Raw genomic sequence first — 19,188 nt, 5'->3', positions numbered from 1 at the left:
TAGGTGGTGATATTGTGCTTGACATGTATGTAAATTGTGATGGAAAAAGACTTAGATGTGGATATACTACAGGTTCTTGTGCGGCAGCGGCTGCAAAGGCAGCTTGTACTATGCTGTATTTTAAAACTGATTTAAAAGAAGTGAAAATAGATACTCCAAAAGGTATTGAGCTTGTGATACCTATTGAAAAAGTAAAGTATGGAAAAGATTTTGTAGAGTGCTGTGTTTTAAAAGATGGTGGAGACGACATAGACATAACAAATGGCATAGAGATATGGGCAAGGGCAAAGAAAATATCTAAAGGATATAGATTAAAAGGCGGCATAGGTGTTGGAATAGTTAAAGGTGAAGGACTATATGTGAAAAAAGGTGAAGCTGCTATAAACCCTGTGCCTAGAAAGATGATTGAAAAAGAAGTAAAAGAAGTACTTCCTGAAAACTCAGGTGTAGAAATAACTATATTTGTACCTGAAGGTGAAAAAATAGCAAAAAAGACATTTAACCCAAGGCTCAATATAGTAGGAGGAATTTCTATACTTGGAACAAGTGGAATTGTAATGCCAATGTCTGAGGAAGCACTTAAGCAGTCTGTAGAACTTGAGATAAATCAAAAGATAGCTAAAGGGTGCAAAGATCTTATACTTCTCTTTGGAAACATGGGAGAAAATATGGCAGCTAGTTTGAAGCTGGATAAAAACAAGATGGTTATAATGTCTAACTATGTTGGCTTTGCACTAGGATGCTGCATGAACAAAAATATAAAGAAAGTACTTGTAATTGGACATATAGGTAAGATGAGTAAAATTGCTTCAGGATGTTTTAACACCCACAGCAGGGTATCAGATGTAAGACTTGAGACAATGGCACTGGAACTTGCTTTAATGGGAGAAGACTTGCAACTTGTAAAAAAAGTGTATAATGAAAAAACTACAGAAGGAGCTGTAGAACTTCTAGGAGATGGATATGACAAGCTTTATGAAAATATAGGTATTAAGGTAAAAAATAGAATAGAACAGTACACCTATAATTCAATCGAAGCAGATGTTATAATGTATTCAATGAAAAGAGGAGTGCTCTACAGCAGTCTTTCTAAGTAAAATTTTAATAGTAGGTGTGGTTATGAATACAAAGGTTTTTATAGTAGGCATAGGACCTGGAAATAAAGATTACATACTTCCAAAGGCTGCAGTTGTAATGAAACGTTCGCAGGCTATATTGGGTTTTGAAAGAGCAGTAGATAGTTTGGACTTTATAGAAGGCAATAAGATAAAGGTAAGAAAGTTAACGGATATACTTAATATTTTGCAATCTGGAAAATATGAAAGCGTATCTGTTACAGCTTCTGGAGATCCACTTTACTATGGTATAACGGAGTATTTAAAAAAGAATTATGATGGTGACATAGAAGTTATTCCAGGTATAAGCTCTTTTCAATATATGATGGCAAAAGTAAAACTTAGCTGGCAGGGATCCTTTTTAGGAAGTCTCCACGGCAGAGAGGAAGATTTTTTAGGCATAGTAAAGGAAAATCGTATTTCTATATGGTTTACGGATAAAAAACATTCACCAGATTATCTGTGCAGCATTCTAGAAGAAAATGCTGTAGATGCAGTAGTGCATGTAGGAGAAAATCTTTCTTACGAGGATGAGAAAATCACTTCAGGAAGTGCTGTAGAGCTAAAAGATAAAGACTTTGGAGGTCTTTGTGTAGTTGTAATTGAAAATAAAACTCTATAAAAGTGGGAGAAATTTTTATGAGATATATAAAAGATGATGAATTTATAAGAGGAAACTGTCCCATGACAAAAGAGGAAATTAGAATACTTAGCATTGCAAAACTTGGAATTGAGCCAGATTTTAGAGTGCTGGATGTAGGTGCTGGAACAGGTTCTGTAAGTGTACAGATGGCTAAGATATGCTCTAAGGGACAGGTAGTTGCGGTTGAAAAAAATGAAGAAGCACTTTCTGTAATTGAAAAAAATATAGATAAATTCAATGTAAACAATTTAACAGTTGTAAAAGGAGAAGCACTTGAGGTAGAGGAAAGCATAGAACCTTATTTTGATGCTGTATTTATAGGCGGCAGCGGAGGAAATATAGAGGAAATAGTAAAAAGATATGGTGCAAAGCTAAAAGGACATGGGAAAATGGTGCTTAATTTTATAACTTTAAATAATTTGTATAAAGCCCTTGATACTCTAAAAGGTATGAAATGTGAAGTAGAATGTATACAAGTATCAATAAATAAGACCAGGGCGAACAGTTATATGATGACTTCTAATAACAGTATATTTATAGTAAGTGCAATTCGTAATTTATAATTTGTTAAAGAACAAATAACAGATAATGATAATTTTCCTCCTAATGTCAGAAAACATTAAAATTATAGATTTGCTGAGGTACGAAGGAAGTCATCATTATTTGAACTTTGATATTTGGACTTTAAACTTTATATTAAGTAGTTAGGATGTGAAAACTTATGGAAAAAGATACCTTAAAGATGGGTACTCTCTATGGTATAGGAGTTGGGCCTGGAGATGAAGAATTACTGACGCTAAAAGCTGTAAATGTAATAAAGAAATGTGAGGTAATAGTTGCACCTTCAGCAAAAGATGGAGATAGAAGCATAGCTTTTGATACAGCTAAAAATTTTGTAGATGAAAATAAAGAAGTTATAATAAAACACTTTCCAATGGGTGGAAAAGAGCAGGAAGGAAAGATATTTGAAGCTTTTAAGACTATAGAGGAAAGATTAAATGAGGGTAAAAATGTGGCATTTTTGACTATAGGTGACCCTTTTGTATACAGTACCTATATATATCTTTTAGATCACATTAAAAACAAGGGGTATAAAACAGAAACTGTACCTGGAATAACATCGTTTTGTGCTGCTGCAAGTTTAGCAGGACAGAGTATTGTTATAGGAGATGAAAGGGTTTTGATTCTTCCTGCATCTCAGGTAGATAAGATAACAGATGAGAAGTTTGTAGTAATAATGAAAGTATATAGAAAAGAAGAAAATGTATTAAATGTATTAGAAGAAAAAGGATTCAAGTACATATGTGTAAAGAGAGCTTATAGAGAAGGACAGGAAGTACTTAAAAATAGAGAAGATATACTAAAAAGCAGAGATTATATGTCTCTTATAATAGCCCAAAGAGATTAAAGGAGGAAGAACATGACAAATAAAGTTTACTTTATAGGAGCAGGACCAGGAAATGCTGATTTAATAACAGTTAAGGGAAGAGATATACTAAAAACTGCAGATGTGGTTATATATGCAGGTTCACTCGTAAGCAAAGATCATTTGGAATACTGTAGGGTTGGAGTAAAAGTATACAATTCTGCTTCCATGACCTTAAATGAAGTTATCGATGTTATAAAAAAGTATCATGGAGAAGGAAAGAAAATAGTTAGACTGCATACAGGAGATCCAACCATATATGGGGCTATAAGAGAACAGATGGATGAACTAGACAAGCTTGGAATAGATTATGAAGTTGTTCCAGGAGTAAGTTCTTTTACGGCTGCAGCAGCTGCTATAAACAGAGAATTTACCCTTCCAAGTATAAGCCAAACTATAATTCTCACAAGAGTAGAGGGAAGAACTCCCGTACCAGAGAAAGAAAATTTGGAAAGATTAGCTTCTGTAGGAGCTTCCATGGCACTGTTTTTGTCTGTAAGCATGATAGACAAGGTAGTGGAAAAATTAAAGAAAGGCTATGGTAGAAATGTGCCTATAGCAGTTATTCAAAAAGCTACCTGGGAAGATGAAAAGTGTGTTATAGGAACTTTAGATGATATCGTAGAAAAAGTAAAGAAGGAAAATATAACAAAAACAGCGCAGATACTTGTAGGAGATTTTATCAATTGTAAATATGATAAGAGCCTTTTGTACGATGAAAATTTTACACATATGTTCAGAAAGGCAAAAAATGAAAATAGCGGTAATTAGCGTTACAACTGCAGGAGATAAAATAAGTGATAAGATGAAAAAGCATTTTCCTGTAGATCTTTATTCTAAAAATAATATGGAAGGTTTTAAACTTAAGGATGCAGCGGAAACTGCCATGTCAAATTACAAGGCAGTTGTATTTATAAGTTCTACAGGTATAGCTGTAAGAGCCATAGCAAGCTTTATAAAATCAAAAGATAAGGATCCTGCAGTAGTTGTCATAGATAGTTCCTGTAAATTTGTAATTAGCCTTTTAAGCGGCCATTTAGGTGGAGCAAATGAGCTTACATGCCAATTGGCAAGTATCCTCAAAGCTGTTCCTGTAATAACTACAGCTACAGATAATATTGGGGTAAAGGCACCGGATGTCTTTGCAAAAGAAAATGGATTCATTATAAATGATTTAAAAGATGCTAAATACATAGCTGCCCTTTTGGTGGAAGGCAAAAAAGTAGGATTTATAGATGAAGATAAATTGCTGGATGTTCCTAAAGGTTACAGCATCAATTTAGATAATATACAAGGACTTTTGTGTGTTACAAATAAGTGTAAAGCCTTTGGTGATGAGAATTTTAAAAATATAAAAACACTAAAACTCATAAGAAAGAATGTTGTGCTGGGAGTTGGCTGCAGGAAAAATTTTGATTCGAAGCAGATGATAGAAACAGTTAAAAAGCTGCTTTTAGATTACAATATAGATGAGAGAGCTGTAAGGTATATTTCTACTGTAGAAATAAAGGCAAAGGAAGAAGCCATATTAAAACTTGCAGAATATTTCAAATGTGATTTAAAAATCTATTCTATAGAAGATATAAGAAGAGTACATCACAACTATAAAGGCAGTGACTTTGTTGAAAAAACAATAGGCGTAAGGGCAGTGTGCGAGCCTTGCACAGAACTTACGGGAGCATCTTTAATTACGGATAAAATAAAGGCAAATGGAATGACCTTGTGTATAGGTGAAGTACATAAAAACAAATGTTGATTTAAAAATTGTGAATTGTGCACTGTGAATTGTGCATTAAATAAAGGATGTGTGTAAAATGGGTAAACTTTATGTAGTAGGAATTGGACCAGGTGGATATGAAAATATGACTTTACGTGCTGTAAAGGTAATAGAAAATAGTGAAATAATTGTAGGATATACTAAGTATATAGAGATGATAAAAGACCTAATTAAAAATAAAGAGGTAATTTCAACAGGCATGAGAGCTGAAGTGGAAAGATGCAAAAAAGCACTTGAACTTTCAAAAGACCACGTAGTTTCCATAGTGAGTACAGGTGACCCAGGAATATATGGTATGGCAGGGCTCATCTTGGAAATGAGAAAAGATGAAGACGTAGAAGTAATTCCAGGACTTACAGCTTCCTCTGCAGCAGCTTCTATAGTTGGAGCACCTCTTATGCATGATAACTGTAACATAAGTTTAAGTGACCTTATGACTCCTTATGAGCTTATAAAAAAGAGAATTGAACTTGCAGCTTCTGGAGATTTTGTAATATCACTTTATAATCCTAAAAGTAAGGGTAGACCACACTATTTAAAAGAATGTATTGATATTGTGAAAAAATACAGAAAAGGCAATACCCCTGTAGCCGTAGTTAAAAATGCACTTAGAGAAGGTCAGGAGCATAAGCTTTTTACACTTGATTCTTTTGATGACAGCGTAGTTGACATGATGTCCGTAGTTATAATAGGAAACAGTAACAGTTATATAAAAGATGGGATATTTATAACTCCCCGTGGTTACAAAATTCCAGAATAGAATAAAAAACTATTCTTAAAAGAGGTGATAAGATTTGAAGGAAGCAAAAAGAGGAATACTTGTGGTAAGTTTTGGTACAAGCATGTTGGGAACACTTAAAAACTGTATTGAAGATACGGAAAATGAAATTAAAAATGAATTTAAGGAATATGCAGTTAGAAGAGCTTTTACCTCCGGAATAATAATCAAGAAATTAAAAAATCAAAAGAAAATTTATATAGATACGGTGCCTGAAGCCCTGGATAAAATGAGAGATGAAGGCTTTAGAGAAGTTTATGTTCAGCCACTTCATATAATGCCAGGAGATGAATATGACAAGGTAGTTCGATGTATAAATGAATATCAAGGGTCCTTTAGTAAACTGGTTCTAGGTCGCCCTGTACTTTATAGACAAAGTGATTATGTAATAGCTGCTAGGGCATTAGAAAAGCAGCTTCCACCTCTTAGCCAAAATGAAGCTGTAGTGTTAATGGGACATGGATCTTCCCATCCAAGTAATTCTAGCTATGCTCTTTTTCAATATGTATTAGATGATTTGAAAATAGGAAATACTTTTGTAGCTACTGTAGAGGGGTATCCTGCAATTGATAATATAATACCTAAGCTGAAAGAAAATAATATTGAGAAAGTAACATTAATGCCTTTTATGTTAGTAGCAGGAGATCATGCTACAAATGACATGGCAGGTGAAGACAATGATTCATGGAAACAAATACTTAAATCTAAAGGATTTGAAATAAACACATATCTTCATGGACTTGGGGAAAACAAGGCTTTTCAGGAGATATATGTGCAGCACATTAGGGATTGTATAGAAGGCAATCCTCTTATGGATGAAAAGATGAAAGTTAAAATGTAAGGAGATTTTCATATGATAGGATTAATTCTTGGAACTTCTGAAGGTAGAAAAATACTCTCTTTGCTAAATGAATTTACTTCTGATATATTTGTATCTACAGCCACGGAATATGGTGGAGAGCTTCTTAAAGAATATAAATATGCTTATATGAACAACAAACCCCTTGATCTTCATGATCTTATAAGTGAGTTAAGGGAAAAAGGTGTAAAAGTATTAGTGGATGCCTCACATCCTTATGCAGTTGAAGTTACAAAAAATGTAATTAAGGCATGCAATGAGTTAAACATAGAGTATATAAGATATGAGAGACCCTCCTGTATAGAAGAATTTAAAAGTGAGGATAAAGTTGTAGAAGTAAAGGATTATGATGAGCTTAAATTGAAACTTAAGGATATAAATGGAACTATACTAAATACTACAGGAAGTAGGAGTTTGGATAAAGTACTGGGAATGGGTCTTAATAATAGAATAATTTATAGAGTTTTGCCTTCTGTTAAAGTTATAAATGAATGTTATGATAAAAATATAGATTTAGCAGATATAATTGCTTTAAAAGGGCCTATAAGTTATGAACTAAATTGTGCCTTTATAAAAGATTATGAAGCTGAAGCCATGCTGCTTAAAGACAGCGGTAGGGAAGGTGGAACTTATGAAAAAATAAGAGCCTGTCTGGATTGTGGAATATATGCGTTTATAATTGGAAGAAAGAAAATGGATTATAATAATATTAATGTTTTTTACAATGTAAATGAACTTGTGAAATATATAAAGACAATAAAAAATTTGTAAAGGGTGTATTTTATGGAGACTTCAACAATTTATCCTGGAAGTTTTGGAGAAATACTTCAGGGAAAAATAGAAAATAGAGATCTTTTATTGTCTTGTCCAGTAAATATTTATACTAAAGTTAAACTTATAGAATGTAATAATCCCATAAGGAAAAGGTACCTAAAAAAGTCTTCTAGTTTTTTATATAATATTCTTAAATCCTGGGGATATGAAAAGTATTTTGATAGCATAGATATAGAAATAAACTCCGAGATTCCATATGGAAAGGGACTTGCCAGCAGTACGGCAGATCTTTGTGGAGTTTATTATTGTCTTATTAATATGTTTAATAAAAAATTCAATGAGGCAGAACTTGTGAAAAACTGTATAGATATCGAACCTACGGATAGTATAGTGTTCAATAAGATGACTTTATTTGATTATAAAAGTGGTAATTATAAATTTACAATAGGAGATTACTTATCTTATAATATACTTGCTTTCGAAGGAGATAAAACAGTAGATACAGTTGAATTTAATCACAAAAAATTACCTAATTTATGTGATGTTAAAGAATTAATTCCAATACTTAAAGAAGCAGTGAAAGAAAAAGATTTACATAAGCTTGCTTATGTCTCAACTGAAAGTATAGTGAAAAATCAGAAAAGACTTTATTATGATTTTTTAAACTTAGTGATGGACATAAAAGAAAAAACTTCAGGTCTTGGAATAATAGGTGCACATAGTGGAAATGTTTTAGGAATAATATATGATGATGCAGAAAAGTTTAAATTTGAAGAAAAGTTCTTAAGAGGATTAAATTTCAAAAATATAAAGATATATAAAGTAAAAGCTTTAAATGAAATTTCACTGCCAGTTGAATGTATTTAGTTTGATTACGTGATGGGAAAAATTCTATTTACAATAAATATTGACATAATAAATGCATACTAATAAACTTAAAGTAAGAGAAGAATTCAGGCATTTCAAATATGATAATTATTATAAGGAAGAGGGTTGTTTGTTATGGATAAAGGATACATTCAAGTTTATACTGGAAACGGTAAAGGTAAGACTACGGCTTCACTAGGGTTATCTCTCAGAGCTGTATGTGCTGGCAAAAAAGTATTTTTTGGTCAGTTTGTTAAAGGAATGGAATACAGCGAACTGAAAGCAAAAGAGTATTTACCTAATTTTACATTAGAACAGTTTGGAAGAAATTGTTTTATATGCGGTAAACCAAGCAAAGCTGATATAGAAGCAGCCAAAACTGGACTTAAAAAAATTGAAGAGATAGTTACAAAGGGAGACTATGACGTAGTAGTATTGGATGAAATAAATATAGCTATATTTTATGAACTATTTACAGTAGATGAGGTTTTGAAAATTTTAGATAAAAAACAGGAAAAGACTGAAGTAATACTAACTGGAAGATATGCAGATAAGAGAATAATAGAAAGAGCAGATTTAGTTACAGAAATGAAGGAAATAAAGCATTATTATACTGAAGGTGTCCCAGCAAGAGTTGGAATAGAGAATTAACTTATAGAGTTTCTAAACGAAAAATCAACTTATACAGGTCATGTAATGACAAATTTTAGCACCATAAAAACTTTTGATAAGTCTAGAGCTCGGTATTTTGAAAATCTAAGAACCTTAGCTAAACTCGTACCTCAAACATATCTAAGCTCCTAAGATTTTCTAAAATACCTACTTAAGACTTATGGAAAAGTTTTTAAAGGTGCTTTCAATTTTGTAATTACATTTTATGTATAAGTTTAAATTTTAGTTAGAAGCTCTATATAAAGTTTACAAAGCAATAGCATGTTTAAGCTCATCAATTAAACCTATTTGATGAGCAATTTTTTACAGCTTTTAGCTTGTAAAGTTTTTAGCTTAGTCGCAATATAAGGTTTACAAAATAGTGATATCAGTTTATAATTGATTATGAGAATTAATATCGATTATAAACTGAGGAGGAATTAATTTATGAGTATTTTAGTAGTAGGGGGAGACCGACTTGGGAATATAGAAGATAAATTGAGAGAAAAGGGATTTAATGAAATTGGCCATGTTACAGGAAGAAAAAAAGGTGATAGAAAAATAAAAATTCACGAAAATACAGATTTGGTATTGGTGCTTATAGATTATATAGGACATAATATGGCTAATATAATAAAGGAAAGATCTAGTAGAAATAATGTAGAAGTAATGTTTTGCAAACGTTCCTGGCCAAGTATAAGAAAGAATATAGAAAAGTATACTACAAGAATAGTAAACCAATGAGCTTAAGATATGTATAAGTATTTAAATTTATAAATACCTAAACATATCTGAGAACAGAGAAAGCTATTTATTGAATAACCTTTTACCTATAATAACAACCAAAAGCAACACAACTGAAGTAATTGCTATAGTACCACCAGGGGCACTGTTTATATAATAGGATAAAAATAATCCAATCATTATGTCTAGAAATCCAAATATTATTGAGAATAAAAATGTAATTTTAAATCCTTTGTGAAGTTGAAGGGCTGCAGCCACGGGCATAGCTATCATGGATGAAATTACAAGAATCCCAAGAATTCGTATAGAAACAGAAATTGTAGCACCTACCAAAAGGGCAAATATGTAATTTATAAGCTTTACTTTTATTTTGCACACTTTTGCTCCATTTTCATCAAAGGTTATATACAATAATTCATTATGTAAAAGAGTTAAAGTTATAACAGAAATTATGCTTAATATAACTACTGTGTAAATGTCATTTTCAGATACAGTAAGTATACTTCCAAAAAGAAAGGAGTTTACATCTGCATTGGCTTTTCCGGTGCTTATAAGTACAATGGCAATACCAACGGATAATGTAAGGACTATAACAAGTATTAATTCAGCATACTTCTTATAATAATCTCGTAAAAACTCTATTACGAGTCCTGCAATGGAAGTAAATATAAAAGCAGTTAGTATTGGATTGAATCCAAAAACTAGACCTATTGCAACTCCAGCGAGGGATGAATGAGATAGGGTATCTCCAATCATAGAATATCTTTTTAAGACTAAAAATATGCCTACAGCAGGACAAAGTATAGATATAAATATACCTGCAATAATTGCATTTTGCATAAAACCGTATTGTAACATCATTTTCCTCCAGTAAAATTTAATTAAAATCAGATAGATTATGTACTTGTTTGTATTCTTCAACAGTATACATTTTTAAATTGCCATCCTTCATGGTACAGATATGGGTAGAGTTTTCCAGAGCAGCTTTTAAGTTGTGTTCTACAGCTAGAACCGTTATGGATTGGTGTCTATTTAAATGTTTTATTATACTGTATATTTCTTTTTGACTTGGAACGTCTATTCCAGTAGAAGGTTCATCAAATATTAGGAGTTTAGGGTAGCCAATGAGAGCTCTTGCTATGAATATTTTTTGACGCTGGCCACCAGAAAGATTCCCTATCAGTTTATTTTTAAAATCACTCATTCCAACAGAACCAAGACATATATTTGCAGATTTTTTATTTTTTATTTTTAAAATTTTACTATGACATCTCATCAGTTCTGAAACTGTAATTGGAAATTCAGAATTAAAATTATCTACTATTTGAGGTACATATCCAATTCTTTCAGCTGCTACGTGTATACTGCCACTTAAAGGATTTAACAGTCCCAAAATCAATTTTACAAGGGTGGTTTTAGCGCTTCCGTTTTCACCTAAAATTGAAACATAGTCTCCGTCTTGAATATTTAAGTTTACTTTATTTATTAAATAAGGACATTTACCTGTGTAGGAAAATGTCAGATCTTTAATTTCTATCATTAATGAGTTCCTCCATTTATATTAAATGTACACGATAGGTGCAGTACATATAAGACCGACATATACTATTATATAACTAGTTGCGAACTAGTTGCAACTAAAAATATTAATTAATTTTTAATTTAATCTTTAATGGTTTTAGTTGTGCATTTCAAATGAAGGCTATCTAGAGTATAGCTTTTAGAAAAAAATATTGAATAAAAAAGGTGTGTAAACTAATTTTGAAAATGTCCCAAAAAGTTTTAAGTTAAAGAGTTTTTTAGTTTTTTAAGCTATGTTTTCTTTTTGTCTATGGGCTTGCTTATTGCAATAATGTTCAAATGAAGCCTGCTTCCATGGATGGCTCATCGGTGGTATGTAGTGTTTCTTTGGAGTTTTTGAAGTCTTTGCAAGATCAAAATTTTTTGATGAAGGAACATGCTCTGGAAGCAATTCAAGTGCATAAACCTTTTCGTTTACACAAAAATATAGATCATTGTTAAATGCCTTTATTACTATACCGCAGGTGCCTTTATGGTAATATACTGGGTGACCATTAACATCTACTGGAAGATAATATCCTTTATTGTATTTTACACAACTCCCATTGTCTACTTTCCTACTAGCAAGTACACTAAGAATTAAGTTAATTTTTTCAATATCAGGTTGCACTTCGAATACAGATTTGATATTATCAATAGGTAAAGCGAATTGAGCAGGCAAATGAATTTTTTTATGTAGGAGTTTAAAAATTCATTTGCCTGCTCAATTGTGCTTATACCAGCCAAACGCAATTCGATTGGAAGTCTTGATTGCAGTGTTTGGAACATTCGTTCCACGCGTCCCTTGGCTTGGGGAACACTGCTTGTTTTAATCTCGATTCCTAGCTGTTTGCAGGCATAACCGAATTGAGTAAAAGTATCCTCTTCAATAGAAGGGGATTTTTCTTGTTATACTCAAAAACTGTACGCCTATCGGTGTAAAACATATAAGGAATACCATAGGTTTTCAGTATTTGCTCAAGTACATGGTAATAGCCATTCAGTGTTTCTTGAGCATCGAAATAGGCACCTACAATATCACCTGTGGCATCATCTACAGCTATATGGAGCTGACTTTTTTCTCTACCAAACCAAGGGTGAAGAGAAGCATCCATCTGAAGCATTTCTCCAAAGTAGGCACATCTCGGACGCCTAGGATGGGCATCTTCGATAGCAAGAATAGAACTTTGAATAACTCTAGCTTGCTTTTTTGACTTTGTAGATTTTTGCATATCTTTAAGTTTAGTGTGTAGAGCTTCCTTAGAAGTACGTTTTGCTTTAGGAGACAGGATAAATTCCTGTAAAATAATGGAATGTATAGTGTTTGATGAAACTTTGATTCCTTCAAATTCTTCTAAGAGCTCTGAAAAATGAGTTAAATTGGTGTCTTTATATTTTGTTCGATATAAGTCAACAATAGTATGTTTTGTAGAATCATCTAAAGCATGGACAGGCTTTCTACCACGATTTCCATGTATAAAAAAGGCTTTTCCCTGCTCTTTGTACCCTTTAATCATTCTGTTAATGTGCCTAACAGTACAATTAATCTGTACAGCAGCTCTTTGCTTGTTACCATTGCTCTCTATTAATTTTTTGATTATGTTATACTTTGCATTCTCATTCATTGTTAAAACTACCTTTCTGATTTTGTCCACCTCACTTCTTAGTCATGAGGTTTTATTATACTATAAACTTATTTATTTGGGACATAATCAAATGCGGTATACTAAGACATTATCACAATTCGATCATAAATATTGAATAAAAAGTGAAAAAAGTATTGACTAATTGTTGAGCAGGATATATAATATTAAATGTTGATTGCGAAAATTAAATATGGTCCCTTGGTCAAGCGGTTAAGACGTCACCCTCTCACGGTGAAATCAGGAGTTCGATTCTCCTAGGGACTACCAAAGATGAAAGAATGGCTTAACTACAATGGTTAAGCCATTCTTGCTTTTTGATTTAAGGTGTGCTTTTTTAAAATTTTACACCATTTTTACACCATAGTTTTAATATCAGCTAAAATGTCAGCTGATTTCTCTTTTTCTTTTTTTAAAACATGAGTATAAATATTGGCAGTTATTTCAATACTGCTGTGACCTAATAGCATAGAAATAGTTTTTAAAGGTATATTATTTTCAAATTGCTTAGTAGCATACGTAAGTCTTAAAGCATGAAATTTTTTGTGAGGAATATTTAAGGACCTTAAGAATTTTGCCCATGTCTTGTCCAAATTTCCAGCATTAATTAAATTACCTTGTTCACTTAGAAATATGTAGTCCAAGTTGTCTTTGCAGTAGCTACTACCAGCTTTTAGTTTCTCTGATTTTTTAATTTTAATTGAAGCTTTGATTATTTCTACTAATGATGCTGGGAGTGGAATTGTTCTTTTAGAGTTTTTGCTTTTTGGTTCTTGAACTATAGTTTGTTTACTTCTTTTATTGTTATCATCAAAAATTGTAGTAGTTGCCACAGTTCTTCTAATATGAATTTCTTTTAACTTATAGTCAATGTCATTTTCTTTTAAGCCAATTATTTCTCCACGCCTCATTCCCGTTGATAAAGAAAATAAAGCAATGTATTTAATTTTAGAGCTTTCAGCTTTAACTATTTTTGTTAGATCTTCATTATTGAATACAGGAATATGCCTTTCAGATACTTTATCTGAGTTCTCTTTTGGAATAGCAACCTTTTTGCCACTACATGGGTTCTTGAGAATATACCCACAGTCAACCGCATAATTTAAAAATTGTTTTAAAAATTTATTTACATAGTTAATTTGATTGCTGCTTTTACCTTGTCTAAACAGCTTATTATAATATCTCTGTATTTGTATTGATTCTAATTTATCTAAACTCATACATCCTATAGGAGAATTTTCTATGTAATTTCTATATAATCCTTCATATCTTGCAAATGTAGTTCGTTTTATATTACCAGACATTTTTACAACTTCAAATAGCCAACTTTTTAATGTTTGTGCAAGCCACATATTTTTTGCATCTTTTAAACCAGCATTCATTTTATTTATGTAGTCTAGTTTCTTTTTTTCAGCTTCTTTTCTGCTTTTACCAACAAATTGTTTCCTAATTCTTTTCCCATCAGCATCCATACCAATATCATAGTTTATTCTATAATATTTTTTCCCATTAGAAGTAAAGTTTGTTTTTGTTGCCATTTAAGTACCTCCTTCACAGAACTTTTGTTCGATATAAAATTAAAAAATATATAGGAGACATTGCTCCTGATGAAATTTTTACTTATATATTTTATTCTTTGGGGTCAACATTAAAATCAATTCTTTTAGAACATTTTCGCAATAAATAGCGTTGGTTCAAAATAAATAATGTAATTATCTATTTTATAATGTACACCATATTTTTCTTTATAATGTTGGATAGCTTGTTCTAAAAATTTTTCTGTGACATTTAAATATTCAGCTAAATCATGTTTACTCCTAATACCTTTTTCAAAAGCATTTATTAATTGTACAATTCCTACTAGTTTTTCACATCCCCAATTTCTAGCTATTTTTTCCTGCTTTATTTTGTTTATATTTTTCTTGCCGAGTATCTCTCCAGAAGTTTTATGGTGATGTCCTAGTTCCTCGGCAAGAACACATACTTTTTCCTTGGTTGTTTTTATATTTTTAGATAGAGCTATAGTATTATCTACATATAATCCTTTATGCTTCCCTATGTTCATTTCAAAAACATCTATACCTTGTGATTCTACTTCTTCAAGAAGTTCATCATATGTCATAGAATCCCTCCGTATCGCGAAAATAAGTTATTTGTCTTTATTCTTCCTTTTTTGAACAACAAATTCTATAAAATTTTTTATATCTTCAACATCATCATCTGTTATATCTTCACCATCAAAATGTGCTGCCAAAGTTCCATTCTATATACATATACTGCATGTCCAGCTCTATGGTATAATCTATTTTAGATGTAAATTTGTAATTTATTCTATTATTTATATAAAGACAATGGATTAAAGAGAAATTCGCAGTTGTAAAGTAAGGCGAAATAAAGATTATTAAAAAAGATATAGGCAAATAGTAATTTTTAAGTATCTTTTAGGATTTTTAAAAAACTATTTTATTAGTATTAAGGATTCTATCTATTTAAAAATTTTAGAACGATAATAAAACCCGATTGGATTAAAAAAGAGTGAGGGACAGTATAAAAACTATCTCTCACTTTATCTGATAAAAACATTGTATAGAGTAGCTATTGTATTAAATAGGCTGGAATCCGAGATACGTGTAGTCAAGATCTGCAGCAGCTTTACTGAAGCAAAGACACATTAAAGACATTACATAGAAAAGCGTACCTAGCAGCTATGCCAATGGATACACTTTTTGTGTGTAGTGTTATTATTTTCTCGGATGGTGATGAAACCGCTTGTTGTCAAGGAAAATGCTTATAATGTACGACTAATCTTAATCTTGAAAACCAGCTAAGACATCTGATGTGAACTCTTTTATTTTTTCTATTTGAGCATCAGTTAGATGACCACCTTCGCGGCCAAACGTTCCATGACCTTGCATCCCCAATTTTAGGCATAAGTGTTTATCATTTACCTTTATTCCGACTTTGTCAGCGTATTCAGTTATTCTGCTTATTGCTTTCTTCATAGCACCAGTTGTAGAAAAAGCTACAATTTCACCGATTTTCTTAGAGTCCAATTTCTCTAAATATTCTTTTAGTTGCGGGTCAGCATCCCATCCATAAACGCCACCGCCTAAAAATAGTAAATCAACCGTTTCATCTAACGGACTATCAATCGGCTCTGACTTTATTCCTAAAACTTTGGCAATGACCTCTGCCACTGCACGCGTATTGCCACCTCTGGACTGATATCTAACGGCTATTTTCATTTTAATTCCACCTTTCTAAAGCACCATTTCTAATATTATCTTGACTATAGAACAACGTGTTGTATAATTATTATATAACCTTAATTTATCTTTATCAACCAACAGATTTTCGATATTTGTTGGTTGATAGAAAGGAATGAGAAAATGAAAAAGCAACCTGAAACAACAGAGAAAACAAGACAAGCTTTTATTAATATTTTTTGCGAATTATATACTCAAAAACCAATTGAGAAAATATCAATTCAGGAAATTTCAAACAAGTCCGGATATAACCGCAGTACCTTTTATCAATATTTTAGTGATATCTACGAGTTACTGGCTTATATCGAAGATGATGTGTTGAATTACATTCAGAAAATTTTGCAAAGCAAAAAGTGCACAACAAAACCATCTGATGTTCAAAGTATTGTTTGCCTGTTTGAGGAAAAAGGAAAATACCTTGAAGCTTTATTAGGGGATTATGGCAACATTCGATTTTTGGAAAGATTGAAAAAAGAAATTTCTTCTGATGAACTGAATTTGAGTTTTGAGAAAGATACCCCAATTTTGCCATACTTAATGGAATTTCATATATCCACATCAATTTCGCTGATTCGCCTTTGGCGGCATAGGCAAAAAGATTTACCGCTAGAAGAATTGTTCAACTTGATTCAAAATCTATATAACACAGGAATAACATCGTATAGTTTATAAATTTAATCACGTATCTTGCTTAGGAGTAATGAACCATAAGATTCTTAATTATATAGTACAGTATGAACATAATACGAAACCGATAAATTCCAATTTAATGTTTATCATTATAAATAATTTGTAGTACAGGTTATTTATATTATGTGATGTAAAAGTAAATTATTGCGATGTAATGATACCTATTTAACTAATAGATAAATAGGTATTTGTTTATGAGAAGTACAAGAATATTTTAGTATGAATAGGAGCGACATAGTTATGGAATTTACAAAACTTAAAAATAGCCTCGAATGCTTAGGGTACAATGTAAGTGAATTTAGTCATGCAGATGAAGCAACAAAGTATTTGTCTAATCAAATGAGCAATAGAACTATTGGAATAGGAGGCTCAGTTACAGTAGAGGAAATGAAATTATATGATGCCCTAGCATCTCGTAATGAGGTGTACTGGCATATGCGATTACCTGAAAACATGAGTGCTATGGAGATAAGAAAGAAAGCAAACCTTGCGGATATTTATATCTCATCAGTAAATGGAATTGCCGAAACAGGAGAAATCATTAATATTGATAATACTGGAAATCGTGTATCTGCAATCAGTTTTGGACATGATAAAGTTTATTTAATTATTGGTGAAAATAAAATAGCTTCAAATTATGAGGATGCTTTAGATAGAGCAAGAAATATAGCAGCACCTCTTAATGCAAAACGTTTAGGAGTAAAAACTCCATGTGCGGTAAAGGGGGATAAATGTTACGACTGTAAAAGCCCACAGAGAATATGTAGAAATTTTTCTGTATTATGTCGAAAACCTACAGGATGTGAATATGAAGTTGTTTTAATTCATGAAAAGCTTGGATATTAAATAAAAATATATGAATGAATTTTTAAATTTTAAATTATCGTTTAGTTAGCTCTCATTTTTCTTATTATACGAAATAAATAAATATAAAAAAAGGAGCTATGCTCAACATGGCTCCATTTATGATCCCTGACCATTATATAACTTCTCTGCGGCAACATCAGCAGATTGCTTCATGTATGTATGCTACATGTGTAATTATTTATACAAAACATCCTATAAATTCATCCATTTATCTATTCGTCTATTTTAAATTTCACTAAGAATTTAGTGATTTCTGAGCTGCTTTCCACATATATTCTTCCATTATTTTTTTCGACTAATTGTTTGATAATATACAGTCCAAAACCGTGGTCACTTTTCTTAGTGGTTTTCGTAGAAAAGCCCTTATCAAAAATCTTTTTTCTCATATCTTCTGGAATGACATCCCCATTGTCAGCTACTTCAATACAAAAATCTTCATGCTCTCTAAAGGTACTGACAGCTATTTCCTTATAATCAGTATATGATTTAGATTGAAATGCCTCAAAAGCATTGTCTACCAGATTACTTATAATACTTATTAATTCATCCTGTTTGACTTTTATCAAATCGAAAGGTTCATCGATCATTACTTCAAAGTCTATATTATTTTTCATAGCATAGCTGTTTTTGATAGATAATAATCCATCTATGTAATCATTTCCGGTATCCAAATACTTAAAAGAAGACTGCATGGTATCTGAAATTTTTAACACATAATCATTTATTCTTTCAACAGTATTAGGCTTGTTTAATAAACATAATCCCTGTATGACATTTATGTGGTTAGCAAAATCGTGCTTTTCCTGCCTTATTATACTAATTATTTCTTCCATATTTTTAATTTGGCTTTCTTGAACTTTATACTTAGCATTTATATTTACGAGGGACTGTTCTTCTTTTAAGTTTTCAAATTTTGTTATTAAAAATATAAAATAAATAATAAAAATAATAAGATTATAGATTTGTATACTTTTTATACTGAAAATACCATAGTTGACGCAAAACACAAATAAAGTAAACGCACCTAATTCAAGTATTAAATTAGCAAAAACAGCGCCTTCTTTTTGAAACAATCTGAGTTTAATAAAATATGAATTAAACTTAAAAATCATTGTTACAATAAATATTTGAAGTAAAATAGAAATTATTGTAGCAACCAATACATATGTGTTATTTAAAAAAATTTGATTTAAATTTACATTAAATATAATCATTTCAATAATTTCAATAAAAGTTTCCGTAGTTAAAGTTATTGTAGCAAATAAGCAAACTATAACCGTAGAATCAAAAATCTTTATTTTTGTAATACAAGCAAGTAACAAAATATAAAAAATTAAAAGGAAAAGTGTATGATAAATTTTTGAAATGTAAAATGTACTTAAATAAGTTGTAAAGACAAACAATATGCAAAATAGTTCTGTTTTAATTTTATTATGAATTATAAATTTTTTTTTATTATGTAATGCTTCAAAAATACCTAAAAGGAGAAATGCTTCTATAATATCTATTAATATTTCTTGTATAACAT

Annotated in this window: 20 protein-coding genes, 1 tRNA gene and 1 pseudogene; 15 read left to right on the top strand and 7 right to left on the bottom strand. The window is 31.2% G+C overall.

Annotated elements, in window-relative coordinates; all coding sequences use genetic code 11:
• The first annotated feature begins 14 nt into the window (after positions 1-14).
• From cbiD to CLCOS_RS11690, 12 genes are all read left to right on the top strand, one after another.
• Positions 15-1,097 carry a cobalt-precorrin-5B (C(1))-methyltransferase CbiD gene (gene cbiD, locus CLCOS_RS11745; protein ID WP_063600142.1) on the top strand — a complete coding sequence of 361 codons (1,083 nt, stop codon included), beginning with the start codon at positions 15-17 and terminating at the stop codon, positions 1,095-1,097.
• Between the two features lie 22 nt (positions 1,098-1,119).
• Positions 1,120-1,737: a precorrin-6y C5,15-methyltransferase (decarboxylating) subunit CbiE gene (cbiE, locus tag CLCOS_RS11740; RefSeq protein ID WP_063600143.1), complete on the top strand. Its 618-nt coding sequence runs from the start codon at positions 1,120-1,122 to the stop codon at positions 1,735-1,737.
• Between the two features lie 17 nt (positions 1,738-1,754).
• Positions 1,755-2,321, top strand: a complete 567-nt coding sequence (gene cbiT / locus CLCOS_RS11735) for a precorrin-6Y C5,15-methyltransferase (decarboxylating) subunit CbiT (protein ID WP_063600144.1) — start codon at positions 1,755-1,757, stop codon at positions 2,319-2,321.
• Between the two features lie 179 nt (positions 2,322-2,500).
• Positions 2,501-3,166 carry a cobalt-factor II C(20)-methyltransferase gene (locus tag CLCOS_RS11730; protein WP_041705537.1) on the top strand — a complete coding sequence of 222 codons (666 nt, stop codon included), beginning with the start codon at positions 2,501-2,503 and terminating at the stop codon, positions 3,164-3,166.
• Between the two features lie 12 nt (positions 3,167-3,178).
• Positions 3,179-3,955 (top strand): precorrin-4 C(11)-methyltransferase, encoded by a 777-nt coding sequence (gene cobM, locus CLCOS_RS11725; RefSeq protein ID WP_013239818.1) that lies wholly within the window; start codon positions 3,179-3,181, stop codon positions 3,953-3,955.
• Positions 3,936-4,940 (top strand): cobalt-precorrin 5A hydrolase, encoded by a 1,005-nt coding sequence (gene cbiG, locus CLCOS_RS11720; protein WP_063600145.1) that lies wholly within the window; start codon positions 3,936-3,938, stop codon positions 4,938-4,940. Before cobM ends, cbiG begins: the two co-directional genes overlap by 20 nt.
• Before the next feature lie 58 nt (positions 4,941-4,998).
• Complete coding sequence (cobJ, locus tag CLCOS_RS11715) at positions 4,999-5,721, top strand: precorrin-3B C(17)-methyltransferase (protein ID WP_063600146.1); 723 nt, start codon at positions 4,999-5,001, stop codon at positions 5,719-5,721.
• A gap of 34 nt (positions 5,722-5,755) precedes the next feature.
• The gene (locus CLCOS_RS11710; RefSeq protein WP_063600147.1) at positions 5,756-6,580 is read left to right on the top strand and encodes a sirohydrochlorin cobaltochelatase; all 825 of its coding nucleotides are present in this window, start codon (positions 5,756-5,758) and stop codon (positions 6,578-6,580) included.
• Between the two features lie 12 nt (positions 6,581-6,592).
• Positions 6,593-7,369 (top strand): cobalt-precorrin-6A reductase, encoded by a 777-nt coding sequence (locus CLCOS_RS11705; protein WP_063600148.1) that lies wholly within the window; start codon positions 6,593-6,595, stop codon positions 7,367-7,369.
• 12 nt (positions 7,370-7,381) lie between these two features.
• Positions 7,382-8,239 (top strand): kinase, encoded by an 858-nt coding sequence (locus tag CLCOS_RS11700; protein WP_013239813.1) that lies wholly within the window; start codon positions 7,382-7,384, stop codon positions 8,237-8,239.
• A gap of 135 nt (positions 8,240-8,374) precedes the next feature.
• Positions 8,375-8,890, top strand: coding sequence for a cob(I)yrinic acid a,c-diamide adenosyltransferase (cobO, locus tag CLCOS_RS11695; protein ID WP_013239812.1), 516 nt, complete (start codon positions 8,375-8,377; stop codon positions 8,888-8,890).
• Positions 8,891-9,337: 447 nt separating this feature from the next.
• Complete coding sequence (locus CLCOS_RS11690) at positions 9,338-9,634, top strand: DUF2325 domain-containing protein (protein ID WP_063600149.1); 297 nt, start codon at positions 9,338-9,340, stop codon at positions 9,632-9,634.
• A 63-nt stretch (positions 9,635-9,697) separates the two neighbouring features.
• Here CLCOS_RS11690 and CLCOS_RS11685 read toward each other — a convergent pair whose 3' ends face one another.
• From CLCOS_RS11685 to CLCOS_RS23180, 3 genes and pseudogenes are all read right to left on the bottom strand, one after another.
• The gene (locus tag CLCOS_RS11685; RefSeq protein WP_013239810.1) at positions 9,698-10,492 is read right to left on the bottom strand and encodes a metal ABC transporter permease; all 795 of its coding nucleotides are present in this window, start codon (positions 10,490-10,492) and stop codon (positions 9,698-9,700) included.
• A 19-nt stretch (positions 10,493-10,511) separates the two neighbouring features.
• Positions 10,512-11,174: a metal ABC transporter ATP-binding protein gene (locus CLCOS_RS11680; RefSeq protein ID WP_063600150.1), complete on the bottom strand. Its 663-nt coding sequence runs from the start codon at positions 11,172-11,174 to the stop codon at positions 10,512-10,514.
• A 267-nt stretch (positions 11,175-11,441) separates the two neighbouring features.
• Positions 11,442-12,819: pseudogene (locus tag CLCOS_RS23180) on the bottom strand (ISNCY family transposase).
• A 213-nt stretch (positions 12,820-13,032) separates the two neighbouring features.
• Here CLCOS_RS23180 and CLCOS_RS11670 point away from each other — a divergent pair.
• A tRNA-Glu gene (locus CLCOS_RS11670) sits at positions 13,033-13,107 on the top strand.
• Between the two features lie 86 nt (positions 13,108-13,193).
• Here CLCOS_RS11670 and CLCOS_RS11665 read toward each other — a convergent pair.
• The 3 genes from CLCOS_RS11665 to CLCOS_RS11655 form a co-directional block, all read right to left on the bottom strand.
• Entirely contained in the window at positions 13,194-14,375 is a 1,182-nt protein-coding gene (locus tag CLCOS_RS11665) for a tyrosine-type recombinase/integrase (protein WP_063600151.1), read from the bottom strand.
• Between the two features lie 125 nt (positions 14,376-14,500).
• Positions 14,501-14,959 (bottom strand): ImmA/IrrE family metallo-endopeptidase, encoded by a 459-nt coding sequence (locus CLCOS_RS11660; protein ID WP_063600152.1) that lies wholly within the window; start codon positions 14,957-14,959, stop codon positions 14,501-14,503.
• Positions 14,960-15,644: 685 nt separating this feature from the next.
• Positions 15,645-16,082, bottom strand: a complete 438-nt coding sequence (locus CLCOS_RS11655; protein WP_063600153.1) for a flavodoxin family protein — start codon at positions 16,080-16,082, stop codon at positions 15,645-15,647.
• Positions 16,083-16,226: 144 nt separating this feature from the next.
• On the opposite strand from CLCOS_RS11655, the gene CLCOS_RS11650 reads away from it, so the two are divergent.
• Both CLCOS_RS11650 and CLCOS_RS11645 read left to right on the top strand, forming a co-directional pair.
• Complete coding sequence (locus CLCOS_RS11650; protein ID WP_063600154.1) at positions 16,227-16,775, top strand: TetR/AcrR family transcriptional regulator; 549 nt, start codon at positions 16,227-16,229, stop codon at positions 16,773-16,775.
• A gap of 258 nt (positions 16,776-17,033) precedes the next feature.
• A complete protein-coding gene (locus tag CLCOS_RS11645) occupies positions 17,034-17,639 on the top strand; it encodes a lactate utilization protein (RefSeq protein WP_063600155.1) in 606 nt (201 codons plus the stop codon).
• A gap of 233 nt (positions 17,640-17,872) precedes the next feature.
• Here CLCOS_RS11645 and CLCOS_RS11640 read toward each other — a convergent pair.
• A partial coding sequence (locus tag CLCOS_RS11640; RefSeq protein ID WP_242872335.1) for a sensor histidine kinase occupies positions 17,873-19,188 on the bottom strand: 1,316 nt, incomplete at its 5' end.

This window comes from Clostridium coskatii, assembly GCF_001675205.1.
Lineage (GTDB): Bacteria > Bacillota > Clostridia > Clostridiales > Clostridiaceae > Clostridium_B > Clostridium_B ljungdahlii.
This window is presented reverse-complemented; position numbering and strand designations above follow the sequence as displayed.